The 24,251-nt window shown below is 72.9% G+C and carries 24 protein-coding genes; 11 read left to right on the plus strand and 13 right to left on the minus strand.

What is annotated here, in order from left to right:
• Window positions 1-94: 94 nt before the first annotated feature.
• From DTB53_RS34895 to DTB53_RS34930, 8 genes are all read left to right on the plus strand, one after another.
• A complete protein-coding gene (locus DTB53_RS34895) occupies window positions 95-1,480 on the plus strand; it encodes an MBL fold metallo-hydrolase (protein WP_042496891.1) in 1,386 nt (461 codons plus the stop codon).
• 137 nt (window positions 1,481-1,617) lie between these two features.
• On the plus strand, window positions 1,618-2,202 hold the full coding sequence (locus DTB53_RS34900) for a rhodanese-like domain-containing protein (RefSeq protein WP_012380399.1): 585 nt from the start codon (window positions 1,618-1,620) through the stop codon (window positions 2,200-2,202).
• A 216-nt stretch (window positions 2,203-2,418) separates the two neighbouring features.
• A complete protein-coding gene (locus DTB53_RS34905) occupies window positions 2,419-2,784 on the plus strand; it encodes a rhodanese-like domain-containing protein (protein WP_172595324.1) in 366 nt (121 codons plus the stop codon).
• Entirely contained in the window at window positions 2,781-3,524 is a 744-nt protein-coding gene (locus tag DTB53_RS34910) for a sulfite exporter TauE/SafE family protein (protein ID WP_012380397.1), read from the plus strand. Before DTB53_RS34905 ends, DTB53_RS34910 begins: the two co-directional genes overlap by 4 nt.
• 241 nt (window positions 3,525-3,765) lie before the next feature.
• A complete protein-coding gene (locus DTB53_RS34915) occupies window positions 3,766-4,617 on the plus strand; it encodes a DUF4253 domain-containing protein (protein ID WP_012380396.1) in 852 nt (283 codons plus the stop codon).
• A complete protein-coding gene (locus DTB53_RS34920) occupies window positions 4,596-6,629 on the plus strand; it encodes a hypothetical protein (protein WP_042496889.1) in 2,034 nt (677 codons plus the stop codon). The genes DTB53_RS34915 and DTB53_RS34920 overlap by 22 nt, the downstream gene beginning before the upstream one ends.
• 48 nt (window positions 6,630-6,677) lie before the next feature.
• Entirely contained in the window at window positions 6,678-7,061 is a 384-nt protein-coding gene (locus tag DTB53_RS34925; protein WP_012380394.1) for a hypothetical protein, read from the plus strand.
• Window positions 7,062-7,079: 18 nt separating this feature from the next.
• Entirely contained in the window at window positions 7,080-7,604 is a 525-nt protein-coding gene (locus DTB53_RS34930; protein WP_042496885.1) for a hypothetical protein, read from the plus strand.
• Between the two features lie 28 nt (window positions 7,605-7,632).
• Here DTB53_RS34930 and hemB read toward each other — a convergent pair whose 3' ends face one another.
• From hemB to DTB53_RS34960, 6 genes are all read right to left on the minus strand, one after another.
• Window positions 7,633-8,640 carry a porphobilinogen synthase gene (gene hemB, locus DTB53_RS34935; protein ID WP_003968340.1) on the minus strand — a complete coding sequence of 336 codons (1,008 nt, stop codon included), beginning with the start codon at window positions 8,638-8,640 and terminating at the stop codon, window positions 7,633-7,635.
• A 170-nt stretch (window positions 8,641-8,810) separates the two neighbouring features.
• Window positions 8,811-10,481, minus strand: a complete 1,671-nt coding sequence (locus tag DTB53_RS34940) for a bifunctional uroporphyrinogen-III C-methyltransferase/uroporphyrinogen-III synthase (RefSeq protein WP_003968339.1) — start codon at window positions 10,479-10,481, stop codon at window positions 8,811-8,813.
• The gene (gene hemC / locus DTB53_RS34945; RefSeq protein WP_003968338.1) at window positions 10,478-11,464 is read right to left on the minus strand and encodes a hydroxymethylbilane synthase; all 987 of its coding nucleotides are present in this window, start codon (window positions 11,462-11,464) and stop codon (window positions 10,478-10,480) included. The genes DTB53_RS34940 and hemC overlap by 4 nt, the downstream gene beginning before the upstream one ends.
• Window positions 11,461-12,969 (minus strand): glutamyl-tRNA reductase, encoded by a 1,509-nt coding sequence (locus DTB53_RS34950; RefSeq protein WP_003968337.1) that lies wholly within the window; start codon window positions 12,967-12,969, stop codon window positions 11,461-11,463. The genes hemC and DTB53_RS34950 overlap by 4 nt, the downstream gene beginning before the upstream one ends.
• On the minus strand, window positions 12,966-13,727 hold the full coding sequence (locus tag DTB53_RS34955; RefSeq protein WP_003968336.1) for a redox-sensing transcriptional repressor Rex: 762 nt from the start codon (window positions 13,725-13,727) through the stop codon (window positions 12,966-12,968). Before DTB53_RS34955 ends, DTB53_RS34950 begins: the two co-directional genes overlap by 4 nt.
• A 257-nt stretch (window positions 13,728-13,984) precedes the next feature.
• Window positions 13,985-14,275 (minus strand): glutaredoxin family protein, encoded by a 291-nt coding sequence (locus DTB53_RS34960; protein ID WP_012380392.1) that lies wholly within the window; start codon window positions 14,273-14,275, stop codon window positions 13,985-13,987.
• A gap of 135 nt (window positions 14,276-14,410) precedes the next feature.
• Between DTB53_RS34960 and DTB53_RS34965 the strand changes: the two genes are divergently transcribed.
• From DTB53_RS34965 to DTB53_RS34975, 3 genes are all read left to right on the plus strand, one after another.
• Window positions 14,411-15,370: an HAD family hydrolase gene (locus DTB53_RS34965; RefSeq protein ID WP_012380391.1), complete on the plus strand. Its 960-nt coding sequence runs from the start codon at window positions 14,411-14,413 to the stop codon at window positions 15,368-15,370.
• A gap of 395 nt (window positions 15,371-15,765) precedes the next feature.
• Entirely contained in the window at window positions 15,766-16,542 is a 777-nt protein-coding gene (locus tag DTB53_RS34970; protein WP_003968333.1) for an ECF subfamily RNA polymerase sigma factor, BldN family, read from the plus strand.
• A 211-nt stretch (window positions 16,543-16,753) separates the two neighbouring features.
• The gene (locus DTB53_RS34975; protein WP_003968332.1) at window positions 16,754-17,965 is read left to right on the plus strand and encodes a DUF5667 domain-containing protein; all 1,212 of its coding nucleotides are present in this window, start codon (window positions 16,754-16,756) and stop codon (window positions 17,963-17,965) included.
• 105 nt (window positions 17,966-18,070) lie between these two features.
• Here DTB53_RS34975 and DTB53_RS34980 read toward each other — a convergent pair whose 3' ends face one another.
• The 7 genes from DTB53_RS34980 to DTB53_RS35010 all read right to left on the minus strand — a co-directional run bounded on the left by DTB53_RS34980 (window position 18,071) and on the right by DTB53_RS35010 (window position 24,209).
• Window positions 18,071-19,150: a lysophospholipid acyltransferase family protein gene (locus tag DTB53_RS34980; RefSeq protein WP_012380389.1), complete on the minus strand. Its 1,080-nt coding sequence runs from the start codon at window positions 19,148-19,150 to the stop codon at window positions 18,071-18,073.
• A 15-nt stretch (window positions 19,151-19,165) separates the two neighbouring features.
• Window positions 19,166-20,254, minus strand: coding sequence for an NAD-dependent epimerase/dehydratase family protein (locus tag DTB53_RS34985; RefSeq protein ID WP_030705999.1), 1,089 nt, complete (start codon window positions 20,252-20,254; stop codon window positions 19,166-19,168).
• A gap of 149 nt (window positions 20,255-20,403) precedes the next feature.
• Window positions 20,404-20,502 (minus strand): 30S ribosomal protein bS22, encoded by a 99-nt coding sequence (locus DTB53_RS34990; protein ID WP_003948845.1) that lies wholly within the window; start codon window positions 20,500-20,502, stop codon window positions 20,404-20,406.
• Between the two features lie 110 nt (window positions 20,503-20,612).
• Window positions 20,613-20,825, minus strand: a complete 213-nt coding sequence (locus DTB53_RS34995; protein ID WP_003968329.1) for a helix-turn-helix domain-containing protein — start codon at window positions 20,823-20,825, stop codon at window positions 20,613-20,615.
• Between the two features lie 128 nt (window positions 20,826-20,953).
• Complete coding sequence (locus DTB53_RS35000) at window positions 20,954-21,769, minus strand: phosphatase (RefSeq protein ID WP_012380386.1); 816 nt, start codon at window positions 21,767-21,769, stop codon at window positions 20,954-20,956.
• 99 nt (window positions 21,770-21,868) lie between these two features.
• Entirely contained in the window at window positions 21,869-23,038 is a 1,170-nt protein-coding gene (locus DTB53_RS35005) for an acetoin utilization protein AcuC (protein ID WP_042496879.1), read from the minus strand.
• Window positions 23,007-24,209 (minus strand): MFS transporter, encoded by a 1,203-nt coding sequence (locus DTB53_RS35010; protein ID WP_012380384.1) that lies wholly within the window; start codon window positions 24,207-24,209, stop codon window positions 23,007-23,009. Before DTB53_RS35010 ends, DTB53_RS35005 begins: the two co-directional genes overlap by 32 nt.
• Between the last annotated feature and the right edge of the window lie 42 nt (window positions 24,210-24,251).

The following is a 24,251-nucleotide window of genomic DNA, read 5'->3' on the forward strand; positions in this document are numbered from 1 at the left end:
CCCCACCCCGCCCTGCGCACCCCCTCGCGCCGGGCCGACGTTTGGCCCGAAAAATACCCCCCCGGGTATGGGCCTGTCCGCTCAGGAGGTTTCCGTGTTCTTCTCGCAGTACTACCTCGACTGCCTGTCCCAGGCGTCGTACATGATCGGCGACGAGACCACGGGCCGGGCCGTGGTCGTGGACCCGCGCCGGGACGTCTCGGAGTACCTGAACGACGCCGAGTCCCACGGGTTCACCATCGTGGGTGTCATCAACACGCACTTCCACGCGGACTTCGTCGCCGGACATCTGGAGATGGCCTCCCGCACCGGCGCGTGGATCGGCTACGGACGGCGGGCCGAGACCGAGTACGAGATCCGCAAGCTGGCCGAGGGCGACACCATCAGCCTCGGCGAGGTGACGCTGACGGTCATGGAGACCCCGGGGCACACCCCCGAGTCGATCAGCGTGCTGGTCCACGAGCGCGCCGACGACACGGTCCCGTACGGGGTGCTGACCGGTGACGCCCTGTTCATCGGCGACGTCGGCCGCCCCGACCTCCTGGCCTCCGTCGGCGTGACCGCCGAGGAACTGGGCGCGATGCTGCACGACAGCGTGCAGCACAAGCTGATGGGCCTGCCCGACGAGGTGCGCGTGTTCCCCGCGCACGGCGCCGGCTCCTCCTGCGGCAAGAACCTGTCCACCGAGCGGCAGTCGACGATCGGTGAGCAGCGGGCGACGAACTACGCGTGCGCTCCGATGACCGAGCAGGAGTTCGTCGCGATCGTCACCGCCGGACAGTCGGCGGCTCCCGGGTACTTCGCCTACGACGCGGACCTCAACCGCAGGGAGCGCGCGCTGTTCGACCCGGCGAGCGCGCCGAAGGCGCTCGACGCGCAGGACTTCCTGGCCCACCGTGCCGCGGGCGCCGTGGTCGTCGACGCGCGCGACCCGCAGGAGTTCGCCGCCGGTCACGTGCGCGGAGCGGTCAACGTCCCGGCCGACGGCCGGTTCGCCGAGCAAGCGGGCACCGTCCTGCCGGTCGACGCCGATCTCCTGGTCGTGGCGCCCGAGGAGCGTGAGGAGGAGATCGTCACCCGGCTCGCCCGGGTCGGCTTCGACCGTGCGGCCGGATACCTGGCCTCCCCCGACTCGGCCATGGCCGCGATGGCCGAGGAGGTCGCCCCCGCCAGCCGTCTGACCGCCGCACAGCTCCGCGCCGAGCTGGCCGGGGAGAACCCGCCGGTCGTCGTCGACGTCCGCACCTGCGGCGAGCGTGGTGACACCGGCTTCATCGAGGGCGCCCTGCACCTCCCCCTCGGAGAACTGCCCGGCCGACTGGACGAGATCCCTCGTGACGAACCGCTGGTCGTGCACTGCGCGGGCGGTCACCGCTCCTCCATCGCCGCAAGCCTGCTGCGCCACCGGGGCTTCGAGGACGTCTCCGACATCCTGGGCGGCTACACCGCCTGGGCCCTTCTGAACGCGCCCGCCGCCTGACGCGGCGCCGCTGCTTCCCCCCTCGGCCGCCGACGCCCCGCACAAAACCCCCGCGCGCCCCGCGCACGGGTACGCCGGCCCTCCGCGTCCCGCCCCCGATCCACCCCCTGTCCACCTCTCCCCACGGAGCAGCCCTCATGACCACCGACGCTTCCCGCACCACCTCCTTCACCCCCGCCGCCCTCCAGCACCTGCTCACCACCGGCGACGGCCCCCGTCTGCTCGATGTGCGCACACCCGGCGAGTTCCGGACCGGTCACATCCCCGGCGCCTACAACGTGCCCCTGGACACCCTGCGCGAGCACCGCATGGAGCTGGGGCGGCACCTGGACCAGGACGTGGTGCTGGTCTGCCGCTCCGGCGCCCGCGCCACCCGGGCCGAGGAGGCGCTCGCCGAGGCGGGCCTGCCCAACCTGCGCGTCCTCGACGGCGGCATGATGGCCTGGGAGGCGTCCGGCGCACCGGTCAACCGCGGTGAGCAGCGCTGGGAAATGGAACGTCAGGTCCGTCTCATCGCCGGCTCGATCGTGCTCGTCAGCGGCGTCGTGGGCTTCTTCGTCCCCGGCGTGCACCTGATCGGCACGGCGATCGGCGCCGGACTGACCTTCGCCGCGCTCAGCAACACCTGTGCCATGGGCATGATGCTCGCCAAGCTGCCCTACAACCGCGGCCCGCGCACCGACATCCGCTCCGTCATCGCCTCCCTCCGGAACCGGGCGTGAGCCTCACGCACGCGGCCCGGCCGGCGATCCTCCGAGCCGAGCCGCCGCGGGACCCCGCTCCCGGCGACCGCGGCGAACCCCTTCCCCGGTCCCGCCGGCCTCCCGTACCGCCGAGGCCCGGACCCGGCGACGTCCCGCCGAAGATCACCCGGTAACCGGTGGCCGCCCCCCTGCCCGCGACAACTTTCCGCACGAGCGCGTTCGAGAGGTCCTGTGATGTCCCTGTTCTCCCGAGACAAGCAGCGGGTCGCCGTCGAGGAGACCCGGCGGCACACCCGGGGCGCCCACGCCCCGGCCGTCCTGCCGGACATACGTGAGCAGAGCGAGTGGGACGCCGGGCGGGCGCCCGGCGCTCTGCACGCACCGCTGTCCGCCCCGGTCCCGGGGGCGGCCCTGCCGAAGGCGGCCCGGGGACGGCCGCTGGTGGTGATCTGTCGCAGCGGGAACCGCTCGCAACAGGCCGTCGGGCTGCTCCGCGCGCGCGGCGTGGAAGCGGTGGACGTCGAGGGCGGTATGCGGCAAAGGGCTGCCGCCGGACACTCGGTGGTCGGCCCGGGCGGCGACGAGGGCTCGGCGGCATGACCGCCCTGATCCTCGCGCTCGTCGCCGGAGCCGTCGTCGGCCTCGCCCTCGGCGGCCTCGGCGGTGGCGGCAGCGTCCTGGCCGTCCCCGCCCTGACCTACCTCATCGGCATGTCTCCGGCGGAGGCGATCACCGCCAGTCTGATCATCGTCGCCCTCACGTCGATCACCGCGCTCACCGGGCACGCCCGCGACGGCAACGTGGCCTGGCGGACCGGGCTCCTCTTCGCGGCGGCCGGAATCGTCCCCGCCATGCTCGTCGGCACGGCCGCCGGCCACCTGCCCCAGGCCGGGCTCACCCTCGCCTTCGCCGCCGTCGCGGCACTCGCCGCACTGCGCATGCTGCGCCCCGCACCCGCCCCGGCCACGGGCGGGACACGCCCCGCCAGGGCGGGCGCGGCCGGCGCCGGCCTCGGCGCGGTGACCGGGCTGCTGGGCGTGGGCGGCGGCTTCCTCGCCGTACCGGCCCTGACACGCGTGCTGAACCTCCCCGTGCGCCGGGCCATCGGCACCAGCCTGCTGGTCATCACCGTCAACTCGCTCGCCGCGCTCGGCGCCCGGGCCGGTACCGGAACACCGCTGGACTGGTCCGTCATCGCGCCCTTCACCGCCGCCGCCGTCCTCGGCGCCTGGGACGGCAAACGCTACGCACAGCGGCTCAGCGGCGACACGTTGCGGCGCCTCTTCGCCTACGCCCTGCTCGCGGTGGCGGCCTTCATGCTCGCCGACGCGTTGATCTGACCCCCTCCGCCGCCTGCCCCGTGCCGGTCCCCGGCCGAGCCCGCCACCCGCACACCACGAGGAGACCACGGACGACGAAGGCCGCCACGCCCCAGCGGCCCGACGGGCCCGCCGTGCGCCTCGGACCGAGCGCCACCGTGATAGCCGCCGCCTCCGGCCCCTGGGCCGCACGTGCCCGACGGCGCCCGTGACAAGGGTGCTGCCGGGGGCAGTGTCAGTGGCCCCGCCTAGGCTCCCCACCATGGCGACGCTCCCGAATCCCCTGCCCTCCCTGGCCACTTCCGGCCTGGACCTCCCGCCCGGCACCCTGGTGGACACCACGCTGGACGGCACCTGGCACGAGCCGCTGCTCTGGTACGCGGACGGCCCACCGGCCGACCTGCGCGCCTGGTCGAGACTGCGCGCGGCCGGCCGGCCGCTCGGGCTGCTGCCGGTGCTGGTCACGGGCGGCCGGCGCGACCAGTGGCCCGAGGAGTGGGACCTGTGCCCCGACGCCGCCTCGTATCCCGGCGACCACGACGCCGACGAGGTGCTCGCGGGCTACTGGACGGAGTACGCGGCCGACGAAGTCGCCCCGGAGGACACCGGACCGGGCACGGACGGGACCGGGCCGGACGCCGACGGCTCCGAGGGCCCCGGGCCCTGGCCCGGCCTCGCGCCCGTTCCCGCCCGGGAGGCGGCCGAGGACGCGGACACGGCCGCCGCGGGACTCGCCGGCGTGATCACCGCCGACGCGGACGAGTGGCTCGGCGGGGCCCGCACGGCCCTCGTCCCGGCCCGCCGCAGCGCCGACATACCGGCGGCGATCGGCTGGTCGGGCCCGATGAACCACGAGAACGACGTGGCCCGGCTCTGCGCGGTGCTCCGCTCCTGGGAGGACCGGTACGACGCCCGGGTCGTGGTGCTCGGCTTCGACACGATGATCGTCTCCGTGGGCCGCCCGCCCGGCACCATCGAGGAGGCCCGCGCGCTGGCCGCCGAGCACTACGCGTTCTGCCCGGACAACATCGACCAGTCCCCGCCCTACGACCTCGACGCCTACGCCGAGAAGGCCGTGCTCAACCAGGAAGCGTGGTCGTTCTGGTGGGACTGAACACGGACCTCGGCAGGATCAGGGCCTGGTGGCGCACGCTGGGCGGCGACCGCTTCGCCGTCCTCCCGCCCCCCACCCGCGGCCGCTACACCCAGTCCGACGGCCACGAGGACGCGGCGGAGATGTTCGCGGTCCGGGGCATCGCCACCGACACCTCCTTCGCCTACTGGCACTGGCAGTCCCATGACGCCTTCGCCCGCTCCGGCGAACTGACCGGCGAACTCTGTCTGCACTGGGGCGGCGACCACGCCACGGTCGCCGCCGGGCTCGGCGAAGGCCCGGAAGGCTATCGGATCGTCAACGGCGGTCCGCGGGGCGCGTTCCTGCTCGACAAGGTCACGGCGACGGACGCCGACGGGCTGCCGGACCCCGAAGACACCGCGGGCGTTCGCCAGTTCCTCGCCCGCCTCGACGAGCCCCGCCGCCGGACCGCCCGCTCCACGGAGTACGCCCCGCTGTCCGCCGCCGAGGAGCGGTGGCTCCACGACCGGCTGGCGGGCCCCGTGGACCTGGCCGCCGCCGTCCGGTTCGCCGCCCCGCTGGAACACCGGCAGGCGCTGACCCCGGACGAGACGGAACGGCTGCTGTCCGCCTGGCGGAAGGCGTACGCCGGACGGCTCACGGCCTGGCGCGGATGGCGCTTTGTGCTCCCCGCGCTGCTGCGCCAGGAGCACTCCGAGGCCTGGGAGGTGGCCGCGGAGCTGGGCGCCGACGCGGCGCACGCCCTCGCCGCGCACCCTTCGCCGCGCTCGCTGGAGCTGCTGCGCACCGCGGCGCTGACCGGTGACGGCGGCGCCGTGCGCTGCTGGTTCCGCGCCCACCACGCCCTGCGCGAACCGGACCCGGTGCGCGCGGCCGCCGCACTCTCCGAGGAGCTGACGGAGCACACCGCGCCCGAGACCGCGCAGACCGGCCTCCTCCAGGCGCTGCGGGAAGCCGTCGTGCGGGAGCCCGTCACCCGTCCCCCCGCCGCCGACGCGTCCTTCCCGCTCCTCCTCGCCGCCGTCGGGTTCGCCACGGACGAGCGGCTGCCGCGCCCGCTGCGGGTCGCCGCCGCGAAGGCCGCCGCCGACACGGCCGACCGCGTGCGCGAGGCGGCCGGACGCCTCACCGACGCCGCCGGAGCAGCCGACGCGCTGGCCGCCGTGGAGCGGTACGAGGCCGCCCGCGACGGCCTCCTGGCCGGCACCGGCCCCGACCTCACCGGCTACGAGGGCCGCCTCGGCGACATCTACCACCGCTACCGCACCCTCGCCCCCGCCGACCTCCAGTGGCTGCGCGACCGGGTGGCCGACCCGTCCACCGGCCTCCAGGGCATCGCCTTCTGCCTCGAACTGCTCCTCGCCCACGGCGAGGCGGGCGAAGCAGAGCTGGCGGCGCTCCTGCCGCGCTGGAAAAAGGAGCTGACCAAGCAGTACCGCACCACGTACACCGAGTGGCGTCACCCCCTGGTCACCCTGACCTGCCTCGCCCTGGACCTGGACCACCCGGCCGCCGCCGCCCTCACCGCCTGGTGGGCCAAGCCCAAGCCGCTCTGGAAGGCCCCGGTCCGGCTGCTGACCCACCTCGGCGCACCCGACGAGGAGAAGGCCGCCGAGCTGTGGGCGTTCATCGTCTCCGACGGACACGACACCGGGCAGCTGATGACCTGGGTGCTGCTCCGCGCCCGCCTCGACGGCACCCACCCGCTCCAGGTGGCGGAGAAGCTGATCGGCGCGCCGGGCGTCCACCCGTACACCCTGGAACACGTCCTGATCGGGGTGGCCGACCCCGCCCAGCCGCTGTGGCACTACGCGATCGACCCGCGCAGCCACAGCTGGCTGCGACGCGCCCAGGAGGTCGCCGACGACCCCCGGCTCACCGAAGCGGCCCGCGCCATCGGGCTGAAGGCGGCCCGCGAGCACCACGTGTTCCGCCACCCGGACCAGGTCAGCCCGGCCCTCACGGACGGGCAGCGGGCGGCGGCGCTCGCCTGGGCGGAGGCCCACGCCGACAGGACCGCCGCGGACTGAGCCCTCGTACTCATGCGTACGGCAGCCCCCGGAGCTTGACTCGGACCCATGAGCCTCAACAGCCACGACAGCGGCAGCACCCCGGCGAGCGACCCCGCGCAGGCCCCCGATCCCCGCGCGTGGGTCGCCCCGCTGATCTCCACGCTCCTGACGCTGCCGATGGGCCTCGTCGCGCTGTTCGTCGGCGGCCTCACCCCGATGGCGTGCGACTCCTGCGACGGGGCGGCGGCCGACCGTTTCGACGCGAGCTTCACCACCGCCTGGACCGTCCTGTGGATCGGTCTGGTCCTCGCCCTGATCGTGGTCGCCGCCTCCTGGGCCGTCCCCCACCGGATCCGCCACGCCGCCCGGCGGGTGGGCCTGGCCCTCACCGCCCCCGCCACCGTGGTGGTCACTTTCGTAGCATTCATGGCACTGGTCGACTGGCCCTGACAGAAAGTGTCCACCCCCATGAACGACACGAACCTCACGACCACGACGGAAGCCGCTTCCACGGCGGAAGCGGCCGAAGCCACGGAAGCCACGGAAGCCACGGAAGCAGCCGAAGCCGCCGAACGCCTGATAGCGGAGTTCCGCGCCCTGGCCCCCGACAACGACCGCAAGCGCGAGATCATCACCGAGCTGGACGCCAACGCCCAGGCGCTGCCGTTCCTCGTCTCGGTCGTCGCCGACCCCGGCGAGTACGACCTCGCCCGCGTCGAGAGCGCCACCGTCCTGCGCCTGTGGCCCCCGGCCGACCCCGCTCTGCGCCACCGGGCGGGCCGCGCCCTGCTCACGGCACTGCGGGACCCGGAGGAGGACCTCGTCCGGCAGTACGCGGCGATGTCGCTGGCGCCCTACACCGCCGACCCGGCCGTCGCCACGGCCCTGGACGCCACCGCGCGGGCCGACGAGGACCCGCTCGTGCAGTCCGGCGCCCGCTTCGCCATCAGGGAGGCCCACCGGCTCCAGGAGACCGGAGCGGGTGGGCCGTGAACCACGTCGGGCCGCGAGCGGGACCGGCTCAGCGCCGCGCGTCCCGCCCGAGCCACTGGGCCGCCTCGGTCGCCCAGTAGGTGAGGATCATCCGGGCCCCGGCCCGCCGGATCCCGGTCAGGCTCTCCAGGATCGCCTTGTCCCGGTCGATCCAGCCCCGCTCGGCGGCGGCCTCGATCATCGCGTACTCGCCGCTGATCTGGTACGCCGCGACCGGCACGTCCACGGACTCCGCGACCTTGGCGAGGATGTCCAGATACGGCCCGGCGGGCTTCACCATGACCATGTCCGCGCCCTCCGCCAGGTCCAGCGCCAGCTCCCGCAGCGACTCGCGGGCGTTGGCCGGGTCCTGCTGGTAGGTCTTGCGGTCGCCGGTCAGCGAGGAGCCGACGGCCTCGCGGAACGGGCCGTAGAAGGCGGAGCTGTACTTCACGGCGTAGGCGAGGATCGACACGTCCTCGTGGCCCGTCTGGTCCAGGGCGTCCCGGACCACGCCGACCTGGCCGTCCATCATCCCGCTGGGCCCCACCACATGGGCGCCCGCGTCCGCCTGCACCTGGGCCATCTCCGCGTACCGCTCCAGCGTCGCGTCGTTGTCCACCCGGCCGTCGGCCGTCAGGACCCCGCAGTGGCCGTGGTCGGTGTACTCGTCCAGGCACAGGTCCGACATGATGACGAGGTCGTCGCCGACCTCCTCGCGGACCGCGCGCAGGGCAACCTGGAGGATCCCGTCCGGGTCCGTGCCCGCCGTGCCCCGGGCGTCCTTCTTCTCGTCCTCCGGCACTCCGAAGACCATGATCCCCGAGACCCCGGCCGAGACCGCCTCGACGGCCGCCTTCCGCAGGGTGTCCAGGGTGTGCTGGTACACACCGGGCATCGCCGCGATGGCGACCGGGGCGTCGATACCCTCCCGCACGAACGCGGGCAGGATCAGGTTCGCGGGGTCGAGCCGTGTCTCGGCGACCATCCGCCGCATCGCCGGGGTCGTCCGCAGCCGCCGGGGGCGGGAGCCGGGGAAGTTTCCGTACGCAGTCATCCTCCGACGATAGACCCGTACGCAGCACGGTCTTACCGACACCGGCGCCGGGAAAGGCCCGCGCACAAGGCCCGCCGACCGGCACCGCTGACCCGGCACCGGCGGACGGTGCCGGAAAGACGGGTGGGCCCCGCCGCCGAAGCGACCGGGCCCACCCCTCCACGTGACCGCTACGTCGTCGTCCGCCGCCTGCGCGCACCCGGACGCCGCTCGCTCGGCCGGGTCACCGGGTCACCGGCCTCCTTCGCCGCGTCCCGGCGCTGCGCGCCGAAGGCGGCGAGCGCCTCGGCGAGCTTGTGCACCGACGGCTCCGGGGACAGCACGTCGACCCGCAGGCCGTGCTCCTCGGCGGTCTTCGCGGTGGCGGGGCCGATGCACGCGATCACGGTCACGTTGTGCGGCTTGCCCGCGATCCCGACCAGGTTGCGCACCGTCGAGGACGAGGTGAACAGGACCGCGTCGAAGCCGCCGCCCTTGATCGCCTCACGGGTGTCGGCCGGCGGCGGCGAGGCGCGGACCGTGCGGTACGCGGTGACGTCGTCGACCTCCCAGCCCAGCTCGATGAGCCCGGCCACCAGCGTCTCGGTGGCGATGTCCGCGCGCGGCAGGAACACCCGGTCGATCGGGTCGAAGACCGGGTCGTAGGGCGGCCAGTCCTCCAGCAGCCCGGCGGCCGACTGCTCGCCGGAGGGCACCAGGTCGGGCTTCACACCGAAGTCGACCAGGGCGGCGGCGGTCTGCTCGCCGACGGCGGCGACCTTGATGCCGGCGAAGGCACGGGCGTCGAGCCCGTACTCCTCGAACTTCTCCCGGACCGCCTTGACCGCGTTGACGCTGGTGAAGGCGATCCACTCGTAGCGCCCGGTGACCAGGCCCTTGACCGCGCGCTCCATCTGCTGGGGCGTACGCGGCGGCTCCACGGCGATCGTCGGCACCTCGTGCGGCACCGCACCGTAGGAACGCAGCTGGTCGGAGAGCGACGCGGCCTGCTCCTTCGTCCGCGGGACGAGCACCTTCCAGCCGAACATCGGCTTCGACTCGAACCACGCGAGCTGGTCGCGCTGGGCGGCGGAGCTGCGCTCTCCGACCACGGCTATGACCGGCCGGTGCCCCTCGGGCGAGGGCAGCACCTTGGCCTGCTTGAGGACCTGGGCGATCGTCCCGAGGGTCGCCGTCCAGGTGCGCTGGCGGGTGGTGGTGCCCGCGATCGTCACGGTGAGCGGGGTGTCGGGCTTGCGGCCCGCGGAGACCAGCTCGCCGGCGGCGGAGGCCACCGCGTCCAGCGTGGTGGAGACGACGGCGGTCGCGTCGCTCGCGCCGACCTCGCTCCAGCAGCGGTCGGAGGCGGTACGGGCGTCGACGAAGCGGACGTCCGCGCCCTGCGCGTCACGCAGGGGCACCCCGGCGTACGCGGGCACGCCGACGGCGTTCGCGATGCCCGGGACCACCTCGAAGGGCACCCCGGCGGCGGCGCAGGCGAGCATCTCCGCCCCCGCCTCCCCGTCCAGGCCGGGGTCGCCCGCGACAGCACGGACCACCCGCCTGCCGCCCTTGGCGGCCTCCATGACAAGATTGGCCGCATCCCTGAGAACGGGTACACCGACGGTTGTTGACGAGGTGTCAACGACGGTGAGCTCAGGGGTGCTCACGCCTGCCCGCGCATGGCTGCGAACGACGTCGAGCACATCGGGCTCGGCGACAAGGACGTCCGCGCTCGCGAGCGCCTCGACGGCGCGCAGGGTCAGCAGTCCCGGGTCGCCGGGACCGGCGCCGAGGAAGGTGACCTGCCCTTGGGCGGACAGGGCCGGAAAGTCGGATGCGGCGGGGCCGGTGGGGCTCAAAGTGCTCGCTCCCCCATAAGACCGGCCGCACCCTTGGCGAGCATCTCGGCCGCGAGTTCGCGACCGATGGCCGCCGCGTCGTCGTGCGACGTGGGGACGGGACCGGTGGTGGACAGCTGTACCAGCGAGGAACCGTCGGTGGTACCGACGACTCCGCGCAGGCGCAGTTCGTTGACAACCTGTCCGTCGACCAGGAGGTCGGCCAGCGCACCCACGGGTGCGGAGCAGCCGGCCTCCAGGGCGGCGAGCAGGGCACGCTCGGCGGTCACGGCGGCCCGGGTGTACGGGTCGTCGAGCTCGGCGAGCGCGGCGGCGAGGTCGGCGCTGGACGCGGCGCACTCGATCGCCAGTGCTCCCTGGCCGGGAGCGGGCAGGACGGTGTCGACCGGCAGGAACTCGGTCACCTCACCGCTCCGGCCGAGACGGCTGAGCCCGGCGGCGGCGAGAACCACCGCGTCGAGCTCCCCGTCGCGCACGAACCCGATCCGCGTGTCGACGTTGCCCCGGATGGGGACGGTCTCGATCCGCAGTCCGTGGGAACGGGCGTACGCGTTGAGCTGCGCCATGCGGCGCGGCGAACCGGTGCCGACCCGGGCGCCTTCGGGCAGCTGCCCGAAGGTCAGCCCATCCCGGGCGATCAGCGCGTCGCGCGGGTCCTCCCGCTGCGGCACGGCCGCCAGCACGAGGTCGTCGGGCTGGAAGGTCGGCAGGTCCTTGAGCGAGTGGACGGCGAAGTCCACCTCGCCGCGCACCAGCGCCTCGCGCAGGGCCGCGACGAACACACCGGTGCCGCCGATCTGCGCCAGGTGCTCGCGGGAGGTGTCCCCGTACGTGGTGATCTCGACGAGCTCGACGGCGCGCCCGGTCACCTCGCGAACCGCCTCCGCGACGAGTCCCGACTGGGCCATGGCGAGCTTGGAGCGCCGGGTGCCCAGCCGGAGCGGCGCGGAGTTCCGCGCGCCCGGGGATGAGTTGTCGGTCATGACCGCCCTCTATTCGGGTCGTTCAGGTCTGCCCGGGAGACGGCGGCCACCGTCTGCGGGTCGAGGTCGAAGAGTTCTCGCAGCGCGTCCGCGTACCCGGCGCCGCCGGGCTCGCTGGCGAGCTGCTTGACCCGCACGGTGGGCGCGTGCAGGAGTTTGTCGACGACGCGGCGCACGGTCTGGGTGATCTCGGCGCGCTGCTTCTCGTCCAGGTCGGGAAGGCGGCCGTCCAGCCGGGCGATCTCGCCGGCGACCACGCCCGCGGCCATGGTGCGCAGGGCGACCACGGTCGGGGCGACGTGCGCGGCGCGCTGGGCGGCGCCGAAGGCGGCCACCTCGTCGGAGACGATGGTGCGGACCCGGTCCACATCGGCGGCCATCGGGGCGTCGGCGGACGCCTCGGCGAGCGACTCGATGTCGACGAGGCGCACACCGTCGATGCGGTGGGCGGCGCCGTCGATGTCCCGCGGCATGGCGAGGTCGAGCAGGGCGAGCCGGACCGGGCCGGTCGACTGCGCGGGCACGGTGACCCGGCGCGGCGCGGTCGCCGGACCCGCCTGCGCGGCGGAGGCCGCCGCACCGTTCTCCACCCAGGCGGCGTGCTGGTCCACGTCGGCCGGGGCCGGGGTGACGGTGACCGCCGGCCGCTCGGGGGCGGCGTCCAGGGTCACGCCCAGCGCGTCGGCGAGGGCGTCGGCGGTGAGCACGAGGCCGGTGGAACCGGTGCAGGAGACGACGATGTCGGCACGTGTCAGTTCGTCACCGACCGCGGACATCTCGACGGCCCGGGCGCGCACCGCCGTGTCGTCGCCCTGCTGGAGGATCTCCACCAGGCGGTCCGCGCGGGAGCGGGTCCGGTTGGCGACGACGATGTCGGCGACGCCGGTGCGGGCGAGGGTCGCGGCGGCCAGCGAGGACATGGATCCGGCGCCGATGACCAGGGCGCGCTTGCCGCCGGCCCAGAGCCCGGGGTCGGCCCCGGCGGCGAGCTGCTGGAGCCCGAAGGTGACGAGCGACTGCCCGGCCCGGTCGATCCCCGTCTCGCTGTGGGCGCGCTTGCCGACCCGCAGGGCCTGCTGGAAGAGGTCGTTCAGCAGGCGTCCGGCGGTGTGCAGCTCCTGGCCGCGCGCGAGCGCGTCCTTGATCTGACCGAGGATCTGCCCCTCGCCGACGACCATCGAGTCGAGACCGCAGGCCACCGAGAAGAGGTGGTGGACGGCCCGGTCCTCGTAGTGCACATAGAGATACGGAGTGAGCTCGTCGAGACCGACGCCGCTGTGCTGGGCGAGCAGGGTCGACAGCTCGGCGACGCCCGCGTGGAACTTGTCCACGTCGGCGTAGAGCTCGATGCGGTTGCAGGTGGCCAGCACGGCCGCCTCGGTCGCGGGTTCCGCGGCGAGGGTGTCCTGGAGGAGCTTGGCCTGGGTCTCGACAGCGAGGGACGCCCGCTCCAGTACGGAGACGGGGGCGCTGCGGTGACTCAGCCCGACGACGAGGAGGCTCATGCCGGCATCACGGCGGGCATGTCCCCGTCAGGTCCCTTCCGGCTCGCGGGCGTGGCGCGCATCGGGGGCGCGCCCTCGTCCTCGGCGGCGGAGTCCTCGCCGGCCTTGCGCTGCTCGTGGAAGGCGAGGATCTGGAGCTCGATGGAGAGGTCGACCTTGCGCACGTCGACGCCCTCGGGCACCGACAGCACGGTCGGCGCGAAGTTCAGGATGGAGGTCACACCGGCGGCGACGAGCCGGTCGCAGACCTGCTGGGCCGCGCCGGGCGGGGTGGTGATCACGCCGATGGACACACCGTTGTCGCTGATGATCCGGTCCAGGTCGTCCGTGTGCTGGACGGCGATCCCGGCCACCGGCGTACCGGCCATGGCGGGGTCGGCGTCGATCAGCGCCGCGACCCGGAAGCCGCGGGAGGCGAAGCCGCCGTAGTTGGCGAGGGCCGCGCCGAGGTTACCGATGCCGACGATCGCGACCGGCCAGTCCTGGGTGAGCCCGAGCTCGCGCGAGATCTGGTAGACGAGATACTCGACGTCGTACCCGACACCCCGGGTGCCGTAGGACCCCAGGTAGCTGAAGTCCTTGCGGAGCTTCGCCGAGTTCACCCCGGCCGCCGTGGCCAGCTCCTCGGAGGAGACCGTGGGGACCGATCGCTCGGAGAGCGCGGTCAGGGCGCGCAGATACAACGGAAGTCGGGCGACGGTGGCCTCGGGAATTCCTCGGCTACGGGTCGCCGGTCGGTGAGTTCGGCCAGTTGCCACGGTGCTCCTGCGGGATGAGCGGGGCTGCAGGCGGCCGTATGTCCCAGGACCGCCCCGTCGAATGCAGGCTATGTCTTTGTGAACGCGTGCACAAAGATAGTGTCCGTTTTGTCTGGTCAAAGTGACCGGGGTCACGCACATTCCCCGCGCGATCCCGGAACCGGGGGCCGCATCGGCCCGTTGCAGCCTCGAAGGGGGCAAAGCGGTACACACTCCTCATAACTAAGCCCCCGAGGCCACTCAAAACGCCCGCAATGTTAACCGGGTTTCGCGTCCGCACCCAGTGCCCTGCGCAGCCTCGCCGGGTCCACGCGCCAGAACGTGTGCTGTTCGCCATCGATCAGCACCACCGGAATCTGCTCCCAGTACTCCTTGTACAGCTCCTCGTCCTCGGTGATGTCCCGCTCCACCCACGACGCACCGGTCTCCGCGCAGACCGCGCTCACCACCGCCCGCGCGTCCTCGCACAGATGGCACCCGGACTTCCCCACCAGCGTGACCACCCGCTCGGCGGGCTTCTTCCTCTTACGTCGCAGCAGAGCACTCATGCCTTCATTCTGCGCCCGCGCACCGCCCTCCCGGACCGCCCGGAATCACCCGATTCACCATTCCGACCCGCAGCGTTCACGCCCCCGCATCGCGGCAGGTCGGGCAGGCCCGGACGGACTGGCTATGCTCACGGCATGGCCGCACTTGGATGGCTCACACCCCGTAGGCGTTCCGCTACCGCACGGAGCGTCCTGGCAGGCGAGGCCGCCGCCGAGGCCGCGCGCAAGACCTCGGTCGCCGAGGACGAATCCGCCCTCCTGGCCAAGGCCCCGGCAGACGCCGACGCGACGCCCCCCGAGGAGCCCGCGTTCCCCGTCGCCGGGGACGACCGCGCCGCCGCCTTCTTCGACCTCGACAACACCGTCATGCAGGGCGCCGCGATCTTCCACTTCGGCCGCGGCCTCTACAAGCGCAAGTTCTTCGAGCGCCGCGAACTCACCCGGTTCGCCTGGCAGCAGGCCTGGTTCCGGCTGGCCGGCGTCGAGGACCCCGAACACATGCAGGACGCCCGCGACAGCGCCCTGTCCATCGTCAAGGGCCACCGCGTCTCCGAGCTGATGTCCATCGGCGAGGAGATCTACGACGAGTACATGGCCGACCGCATCTGGCCCGGCACCCGGGCCCTGGCCCAGGCCCACCTGGACGCCGGGCAGAAGGTCTGGCTCGTCACCGCCGCCCCCGTGGAGACGGCCACCATCATCGCCCGCCGCCTCGGCCTGACCGGAGCGCTCGGCACCGTCGCCGAATCGGTCGACGGCGTCTACACCGGCCGCCTGGTCGGCGAACCCCTGCACGGCCCCGCCAAGGCCGAGGCCGTCCGCGCGCTGGCCGCCGCGGAGGGCCTGGACCTGGAGCGGTGCGCCGCCTACAGCGACTCGCACAACGACATCCCGATGCTCTCGCTGGTCGGCCACCCCTACGCGATCAACCCGGACACCAAGCTCCGCAAGCACGCCCGCGCCCGCGACTGGCGGCTGCGCGACTACCGCACCGGCCGCAAGGCGGCCAAGGTCGGCATCCCGGCCGCCGCCGGGGTCGGCGCGCTCGCCGGCGGCACCGCCGCCGCCGTGGCCCTGCACCGCCGCCGCCGCTGACCCGCACCCCTTCCGCACCCTCCGCGCCCCGTGCCCGCCCACCGCGACCGGTCACGGGGCGCAGCCACGCCCGGAGCCGCACGTCCGATCGCGATCCGGTCCACCGGCGCGGGCGACGCCCCCTCCGGCCAGCCGGATCACCGGCGCCCGGCCACAACACGTCGCCCCCGTAGACAGATCACGAAGTAATCCGATCAATAAACGGTCACCATGTGCTACTTGATACGTCACTTAGCGATAACAGAAGCGACGGAACCGATGATTTAGACAACTGGGTGTAGCGCTGCCTGCACGAAGCGTTATTCTCCTCAGACGCATCACGGAACCCGCCACTCGCTACCACGAGTGACGCTTTTCGAACTGCTCGTGATGGAAGCTCTGCCTCTGGGAGTCCCGTGTACCCACACGTCGGGGTTGACGCCTCGGGCCTGGCTACGCTGCGTGCATCGGTCATTGACCGCTTGCGCGGCTTCGTCCCCACCGCGTACGCCGTCCCCGCCTTTGCCACCCCTGCACCTGCCGGCCCCTGCTACGCCCTGGCCGAACGCAGTGCGGCGGTCGGAAGACGCGGCACCCGCGCCGCCTCGACCACGTCGACCGTCCGCCGTCCCACCGCCGACAGCGACAGCGCGCGCATGATGGATCTCGTCGAGCGCGCACAGGCCGGTGAGGCGGACGCCTTCGGCCGCCTGTACGACCAGTACAGCGACACCGTGTACCGGTACATCTACTACCGCGTGGGCGGCAAGGCGACCGCGGAGGACCTCACCAGCGAGACCTTCCTCCGCGCGCTGCGCCGCATCTCCACGTTCACCTGGCAGGGCCGCGATTTCGGCGCCTGGCTGGTCACGATCGCTCGCAACCTGGTCGCCGACCACTTCAAATCCAGTCGCTTCCGACTGGAAGTGACCACCGGCGAGATGCTCGACGCCAACGAGGTGGCGCGCAGCCCCGAGGACTCCGTCCTGGAGTCCCTGTCCAACGCCGCCCTGCTCCAGGCCGTGCGGCGACTCAACCCCCAGCAGCAGGAGTGCGTGACCCTGCGGTTCCTCCAGGGCCTCTCGGTCGCGGAGACCGCCCGGGTGATGGGCAAGAACGAGGGCGCGATCAAGACCCTCCAGTACCGAGCCGTACGGACGCTCGCCCGGCTCCTGCCGGACGACGCCCGCTGATCAGACCTCTGCGTGACCGTCCCGTCACGCACTGGTCCGATCATCTTTCGTGCGTAACCCAAGTGCCGAGCGCCTCGTTGTGCCGGTTGCAGGCCCCCTGTCGTCGCCCCCTGTCCGTAGCCACTCACTCCATCGAGTGGAAACGCTCAAGCCGGGCAACCTTCCGGACGGCCAGGGGAGTCGACCGTCATGACGAGAGGAGGTGCCGCCAGTGATCGCAAACGTTTCGGCACACCGGCGGGCGAACGCCTTCGCCCAGGCCCTGGAAGAAGAGACCTCCCAGGGTGCGGCGGCCGTACAGCCCGCGGAACCGGCCGACCAGGCCGACCGCGAACCGCTGTTGGCCCTGGCGAACGGCCTCGGTGAGCTACCGAAGCCGCAGTTGGACCCCGAGGTCAAAATGGTGCAGCGAGCCCAGCTCGTCGCGGCCATGGAGACCATGTTCGCCGAGGGCGGCGCGTCCACGGGCCCTACGGTGCCCGTGCAGCGGGGCAAGGGCGCACACCGGGCCTCACCACTGCGGAAACTGCGACCCCGCTCACGCTGGGCGAAGGGGCTCACTGCCGGCGGGCTCACCGTCGGCGTGGCCGCGGGAGCGTTCGGCGGCGTGGCCGCCGCCAGCTCCGACGCCCTCCCCGGTGATTCGCTCTACGGACTGAAACGCGGGATGGAGGACATCAGCCTCGGCATGGCCAAGGGGGACGCCGACCGCGGCGAGGTCTACCTCGACCAGGCCTCCACCCGGCTGAGCGAGGCCCGCAGACTCATGGAGCGCGGCCGGTCCGGCGCACTCGACCACGAATCCCTCGGCGCCGTCAGACGCGCGCTCAACGGCATGTCCCACGACGCCTCCGAGGGCCACCGGCTGCTCCACTCCGCCTACCAGCGCGACGGATCGATCGGCCCCATCCAGACCCTGGACACCTTCTCCCGGTCGCACCGCGACGCCTGGAGCCGCCTCCGCGACCGGCTGCCCGTCCAGCTCACCGACGTCCGCGACGAGGTCAGCTCCGTCTTCGAGGCCATGGAGGACGAAGTCGCACCGCTCCAGTCCCTCCTCCCCCGCCCCCCGGGCACGGACCAGGGCACCGGACGCTCCGACGCCACCACCCCGGACACCGGCAAGCCCCGGACCGACGCCCCCGCGCCCCCGGCCTCCCCCGAGAAGCCCGGAGACCGCACCGACGGCGGAACCGCCCCCGACCCCTCCGGCCCGTCGGACTCCGCCGACGCCACCCCGGAGGACGGCCTGCTCGGCGGCGGTACGGACGGCCTGCTGGACGACCTCCCGACGGACGGCCTCGCCCCGTCCGCCCCGGAAGACCGGCCCAGCGCACCCGCAGACCCGGACGTCACCCTGCCCCCGCTCCTCCCGGGGCTCCTCCCCGGCCTCGGCATCAACGGCGAGAACCTCAAACCGTAGAACGGCAGGAAGGCCCGGCGCACACGAAAAGAACGCACACGAAAAGAAGGGGGGCCGGCACGCGATCCGCGTACCGGCCCCCCTTCCGTGCCGACCGCCGACCCGTCAGAAGAACACCGACCGCCGCTGCACCAACAGCTTGTACAGCGTGTGCTGGATCTGCTCACGCACCTGGTCCGTCAGATTGAACATCAGCATCGGGTCCTCCGCCGCCTCCGGCGGATACCCGTCCGTCGGGATCGGCTCCCCGAACTGGATCGTCCACTTCGTCGGCAGCGGCAGCGCACCCAACGGCCCCAGCCACGGGAACGTCGGCGTGATCGGGAAGTACGGGAAGCCCAGCAGCCGGGCCAGCGTCTTCGCGTTCCCGATCATCGGGTAGATCTCCTCCGCGCCCACGATCGAGCACGGCACGATCGGCGCCCCCGCCCGCAGCGCCGTCGACACGAACCCGCCCCGCCCGAACCGCTGCAGCTTGTAGCGCTCGCCGAACGGCTTGCCGATGCCCTTGAACCCCTCCGGCATCACCCCGACGATCTCGCCCATCTCCAGCAGCCGCTGCGCGTCCTCCGCACAGGCAAGCGTGTGACCCGCCTTGCGCGCCAGCTCGTTGACGACCGGCAGCTGGAACACCAGATCGGCGGCGAGCAGCCGCAGATGCCGGTCCGCCGGATGGTTGTCGTGCACCGCGACCTGGAGCATCAGCCCGTCCAACGGCAGCGTCCCGGAGTGGTTGGCCACGATGAGCGCCCCGCCGTCCGACGGGATGTTCTCGATGCCCTTCACCTCGACCCGGAAGTACGTGTCCGCCAGCGGCCGCAGCACCGACATCAGGACCTGGTCGGTGAGCTCCCGGTCGTACCCGAACTCGTCGACGTCGTAATCACCGGTGACCCGCCGCCGCAGGAACGCGAGCCCGCCCGCGATCCGCCGCTCCCAGCCACCGGGGGCGCCGCCCGCGTCCACCGCGTCCCGACGAGGCTCCCGGCCCCCCTCCCCCGCCTCCGGGGACACCGCGGAGGGTTCGGGGACCTGCGCCCCCGGCAGCGCGCTCACCGGAGCCGCGGAGCCGTCGCCTCTACCGCCGCCGGGACCGCCCGCCCCGGTCCGGCGCCGCGCCGGACGCGACGCGCCACCGGACCGCGAACGGTCGTCGTCGAACGGAATGACCTTGGCGTCCGCCATCGTCGGTGCGCTCCTCTACCTGGCGCCGTGAGTCGTCTGTACCGCACCGGCCCCGCGCTCCCGCGGTCCGGCGCCTCCCGGCAGCGGCAACGCCGCCAGCCGGTCCACCGCCCTGCCCACCGTCTCCGGCGGCAGCAGCCCCGGACCCCGGCTCCGCGCGAACTCCGCGAACGTCTCCGCCGTGCTGAACTTCGGCCGGAAACCGAGGGTCTCGCGCATCTGCACCGTCGAGACCACCCTGCCATGGGTGAGCAGCCGGATCTGTTCCGGCGAGAAGTCGGTCATGCCGATCGTACGGAGCGCCGAGCCGACCCAGGTGACGGCGGGCAGCAGCACCGGCACGGTCGGCTTCCCCAGCCGCCGCGAGCACTGCGACAACAACAGCACCCCGTCGCCGGCGATGTTGAACGTGCCGCTGTTCAGCGTTCCCCGCCGGGGCTCGCCCGCCGCGATCCCCAGGACGTCGACCACGTCGTCCTCGTGCACGAACTGGAGCCGGGGGTCGTAGCCGAAGACCGTCGGCAGAACGGGCAGCGACAGATAGTCCGCGAGCGGCGAGTCCGGCCGGGGTCCCAGGATGTTGGCGAACCGCAGCACGCACACCGCCACGTCCGGCCGGCGGCGGGCGAAGCCCCGTACGTACCCCTCGACCTCCACCGCGTCCTTCGCGAAACCGCCGCTCGGCAGCGACTTGGGCGGTGTGGTCTCGGTGAACACCGCGGGATCGCGGGACGCCGACCCGTACACACTCGTACTGGACTTCACCACGAGCCGCCGCACCGCCGGGGACTTCTGGCAGGCGCCGAGCAGCTGCATGGTCCCGATGACGTTGGTCTCCTTGATCGCCGTCCGGCCGCCGGCGCCGAGCGCCTTGCCGGAGACGTCCAGGTGCACGACCGTGTCGACGGCGTGCTCGGCCAGGATCCGCGCCAGGGCGGACTGCCGGATGTCCGCGCGCACGAACTCCGCGCCGCCCAGCTCATGGGCGGGCTCGACCGCGTCGACCGCGATCACCCGGTCCACCCCGGGCTCGCACTGGACGCGCCGGACGAAGCGGCCCCCCAGCTGCCGGGCCGCTCCTGTGACGAGCACGACCTTTCCCAAGACCCGGCTCCCCTGCTTCCCGCGGTAACTTCCCTGGCCGTCACCGTAGCGGGTGGACGCCGCCCTGTGACGACCCCGGGCTCCGAAACGCACCGCGGCCCCTCCACCGGAACGGTGGAGGGGCCGCGGATCTCACGAACTGCGTTCGCTTACTTCTTGTTGCGACGCTGAACGCGCGTGCGCTTGAGCAGCTTGCGGTGCTTCTTCTTGGCCATCCGCTTGCGCCGCTTCTTGATAACAGAGCCCACGACTACCCTCGCTCACTTCATTTTCACTGGTGCGGGGCGTCTGGGCCCACACGACCTACGTCGGCCTAGCCTACCCGCCACCGTCCGAGGGACGTAATCCGCAGGCAACCTCAGGCTGATTCCACCCCCACAAAGGACTCGCGGAGATACGCGTGCACCGCTTGCTCCGGCACCCGGAAGGACCTGCCCACCCGGATCGCCGGCAGATGACCGCTGTGCACCAAGCGGTACACGGTCATCTTCGACACTCGCATGACCGAGGCGACTTCCGCCACGGTCAGAAACTTGACCTCGTTGAGAGGCCTCTCGCTGCCAGCAGCCATGACCCACCTGTACCTTCCGCACCGGACGCGCACCGGCTTCCCCTCCGGTGACTCTTCGTCGCTGTGCGCTCACTCCACAGATTAGGGGCGCGTGGTGCGAGTGGGGAAGAGGAGAGACAGCGAGAGGCCTACGGTGACAGACGGGCCCGATTGAGTACATAGCGCGTCAACGGCCGGTAAAACGGGGCCCGTACGCCGTCGTCCACCGGAACGACGACCGACACCCGCCCCTCGGCCTCTCCCACGAACAGCGCCGGATCGTCCGTGTCCGCCGGCCCGATCGCCTCGATCCCCAGCTGACCTGCACCGCAGACCCAGCCGTGATCCCCGATCACCAGCTCGGGCAGCACCCCCAGCCGCTCCGCCGCGTCCTGGAGCGCGAGCCGCACCGGAAGCGGCGAATGCGTGTGCGCCCCGGTCTCGCCCCCCGTGGGCCGCCCCCCCGGTTCGCGCACCAGGGCGACACCCCGTACGTAATCGAGGCTGTACGTGCGTACGCCGAACCGGGTCGTTATGTCGACACATCTCCCCTGCGCGGGGGTGAGAACAGGACAGCCCGCCGCCGACAGAGCGTCTGCCAGCCCGGCGTAGAAACCGAGCAGCCGATGCGGGTGACCGGTCCCCAGCAGCACCGGAGCCCGACGCTCCGCCACCAGCGCCAACCGCTCGGCGAACGCGTCCAGCGCGGCCACCGTCCGCTCCGGATCGATCGCGTCCGGACCGCTCACCTGCGCGGGATCCGCCGAGACCCCGCACCGCTCCGCCATCAGCCGCAGCAGCTCGCCCTCGCCCCAAACCCGCTCGGGCGCGAGCCCCAGCATCACCCGCGGATCCCGCGCGGCGAACAGCCGGTAGCTGCGCAGACTGGTCTCGCGCGACGTGGCAACGGGCCCGGCCAGCCGGGCCGCCAGCAGATGGGCGCGCAGCGCCCCGGTGCTCAACACCCCAGGGATGCTGCCGTACCGCCGATGCCCGCGGGCGAAAATCCCGTTACGCCCCACCGTTGGCGTAACGCACGGCACAATGCCCCCGCTCCCCCGGTCTCAGGTCAGCAGCCCCCGCAGCGGGAACGCCGCCTTCCGGGACGCCAGCACCGCCTGGTCCAGCCGGTCCGCCGGGTCGTACCCGTCCTCCCACGCCTGCCACGCGGGCGTACGCCCGTCCGTCATCCGGCCCGGTCCCAACTGCCGCGTCCGGGCGTAGACGAGATCCCGCCAGGACGGCGGCACCACCGACTCCGGATCGACGGGGGCGTGCGCGGCGATCCCGACGAGGTGCGTCCACGACCGGGGCACCACGTCCACCACCGCGTACCCGCCGCCGCCGAGCGCCACCCAGCGCCCGTCCGCGTACCGGTGGGCCAGCTCGTGGCAGGACTCCATGACCGACCGCTGCGCGTCCAGGGAGACGGCGAGGTGGGCCAGCGGGTCCTCGAAGTGCGTGTCGGCCCCGTGCTGGGTGACGAGCACCTGGGGCCGGAAGTCGGCCAGCAGCTCGGGCACCACCGCGTGGAACGCCCGCAGCCATCCCGCGTCCCCGGTCCCGGCCGGCAGCGCCACGTTGACCGCGGCCCCCTCCCCCGCCCCCGACCCGGTCTCCTCCGGCCACCCGGTCTGCGGAAAGAGCGTCCTCGGGTGCTCGTGCAGCGAGATGGTCAGTACCCGCGGGTCCTCCCAGAACGCGGCCTGCACCCCGTCCCCGTGGTGGACGTCCACATCGACGTACGCGACCCGCTCGGCGCCCAGCTCCAGCAGCCGGGCGATGGCGAGGGCGGGGTCGTTGTAGACGCAGAAGCCGGCGGCCGAACCGGGCATGGCGTGGTGCAGCCCCCCGGTGAAGTTCACCGCGTGCTCGGTCTCGCCCCGCCACACGGCCTCGGCCGCGCCCACCGACAGCCCGGCGATCAGCGCGGACGCCTCGTGCATCCCGGCGAACGCCGGGTCGTCCACGGTCCCCAGCCCGTAGCTCTGGTCGGCCGACCGGGGGTCCGCGGAGGCGGCGCGCACCGCCGCCACGTAGTCCTGCCGGTGCACGAGCCGCAGGGTGGAGTCCCCCACGGGCTTCGCGGACCGCAGGTCCACCGCCGTATCGAGCCCGAACGCCCGCACCAGCCCCATCGTCAGGGCGAGGCGGACCGGGTCCATGGGGTGGGTGTCCCCGAAGTCGTATCCCGTAACTGCGTCATCCCACATCAGCTGTGCGCGGCCGCTCATGCCCGCCACCGTATCGGGCGGGCTCCGGCCCGAACGCGCGGGCGTACACGAGCGTCGCCAGCACCAGGACCATCGGTACGAGCATGGCCCCGCGATAACTCCACGCATCCCCCAGAGCGCCCACGAGCGGCGAACCGACCAGAAACCCCACATAGTTGAAGATGTTCAACCGGGCCACGGCGGCGTCGCTGCTCCCCGGGAACATCCGGCCGGCGGCGGCGAAGGTCTGCGGCACGATCACACAGAGCCCGAATCCGAGCATGGTGAATCCGAGCATTCCCACCCAGGCCCCGGGCGCCGTCGCCACGACCGCGAACCCGCCGGCCGCCAGCAGGCTTCCGCTCCGCACCACGGCGACCGCCCCGAACCGCCGCACCCCGAGGTCCCCCACGGCCCGCCCCAGCAGGGTCGTCACCATGTAGACGTTGTACGGAACGGTCGCGAGCTGCTCCGAACCGCCCAGCACGTCCTGGAGGTACTTGGCACTCCAGTTGGAGACCGTCGAGTCCCCTATGTACGCGAAGCTCATGACGAGGCACAGCGGCAGCAGCAGCCGGAACGACACGGCTCCGCCGGCGCCGGCGGGGCCGGGCTCCTTCTCCTTCGGCCCCGCGCCCTCCGTGTACCACCGGCTCCCGGCCAGCGCGGCGGGCAGCAGGACCAGCACGACGGGCAGGTAGGACGCGAACAGCGACAGGTCCCAGCGCGCCCCGGCCCACGCCAGGGAAGCCCCCACGATCCCGCCGAGGCTGTAGGCGGCGTGGAAGCCGAGCATGATGCTGCGCCCGTACGCCCGTTGGAGGCTGACGCCCAGCATGTTCATCGAGGCGTCCAGGGCCCCGACGGCCAGTCCGAAGGCGCCGAGGGCGACGGCGACGTGCCACACCTCCCGCCCGGCGCCCACGCCGAGGAGCGCGAGCAGGACCAGGGGCTGGGACCACCGCAGGACGGCAGCGGGCCGCACCCGTGCGACCACCTTCTCGGTGGCCACGCTGCCGGCCCCCGCCAGGATCGGGACAGCGGCGAGGAAGACGGGCAGCAGCCCGTCGGATATCCCGTACTGGTCCTGAATGGCGGGGATGCGCGTCACCAGGAGGGCGAAGGCCACCCCTTGAACGCCGAAGCTCAACCCCAGGGAGGCCCTGCCGTGCCGCAAGCCCGCATCTGTCATGGCCGCGAGCGTAGAGCCAGGCGCTACCCAGGGGTAGATGGA

Origin of the sequence: Streptomyces griseus (assembly GCF_900460065.1) — a bacterium.
Taxonomy (GTDB): Bacteria; Actinomycetota; Actinomycetes; order Streptomycetales; family Streptomycetaceae; genus Streptomyces; species Streptomyces griseus.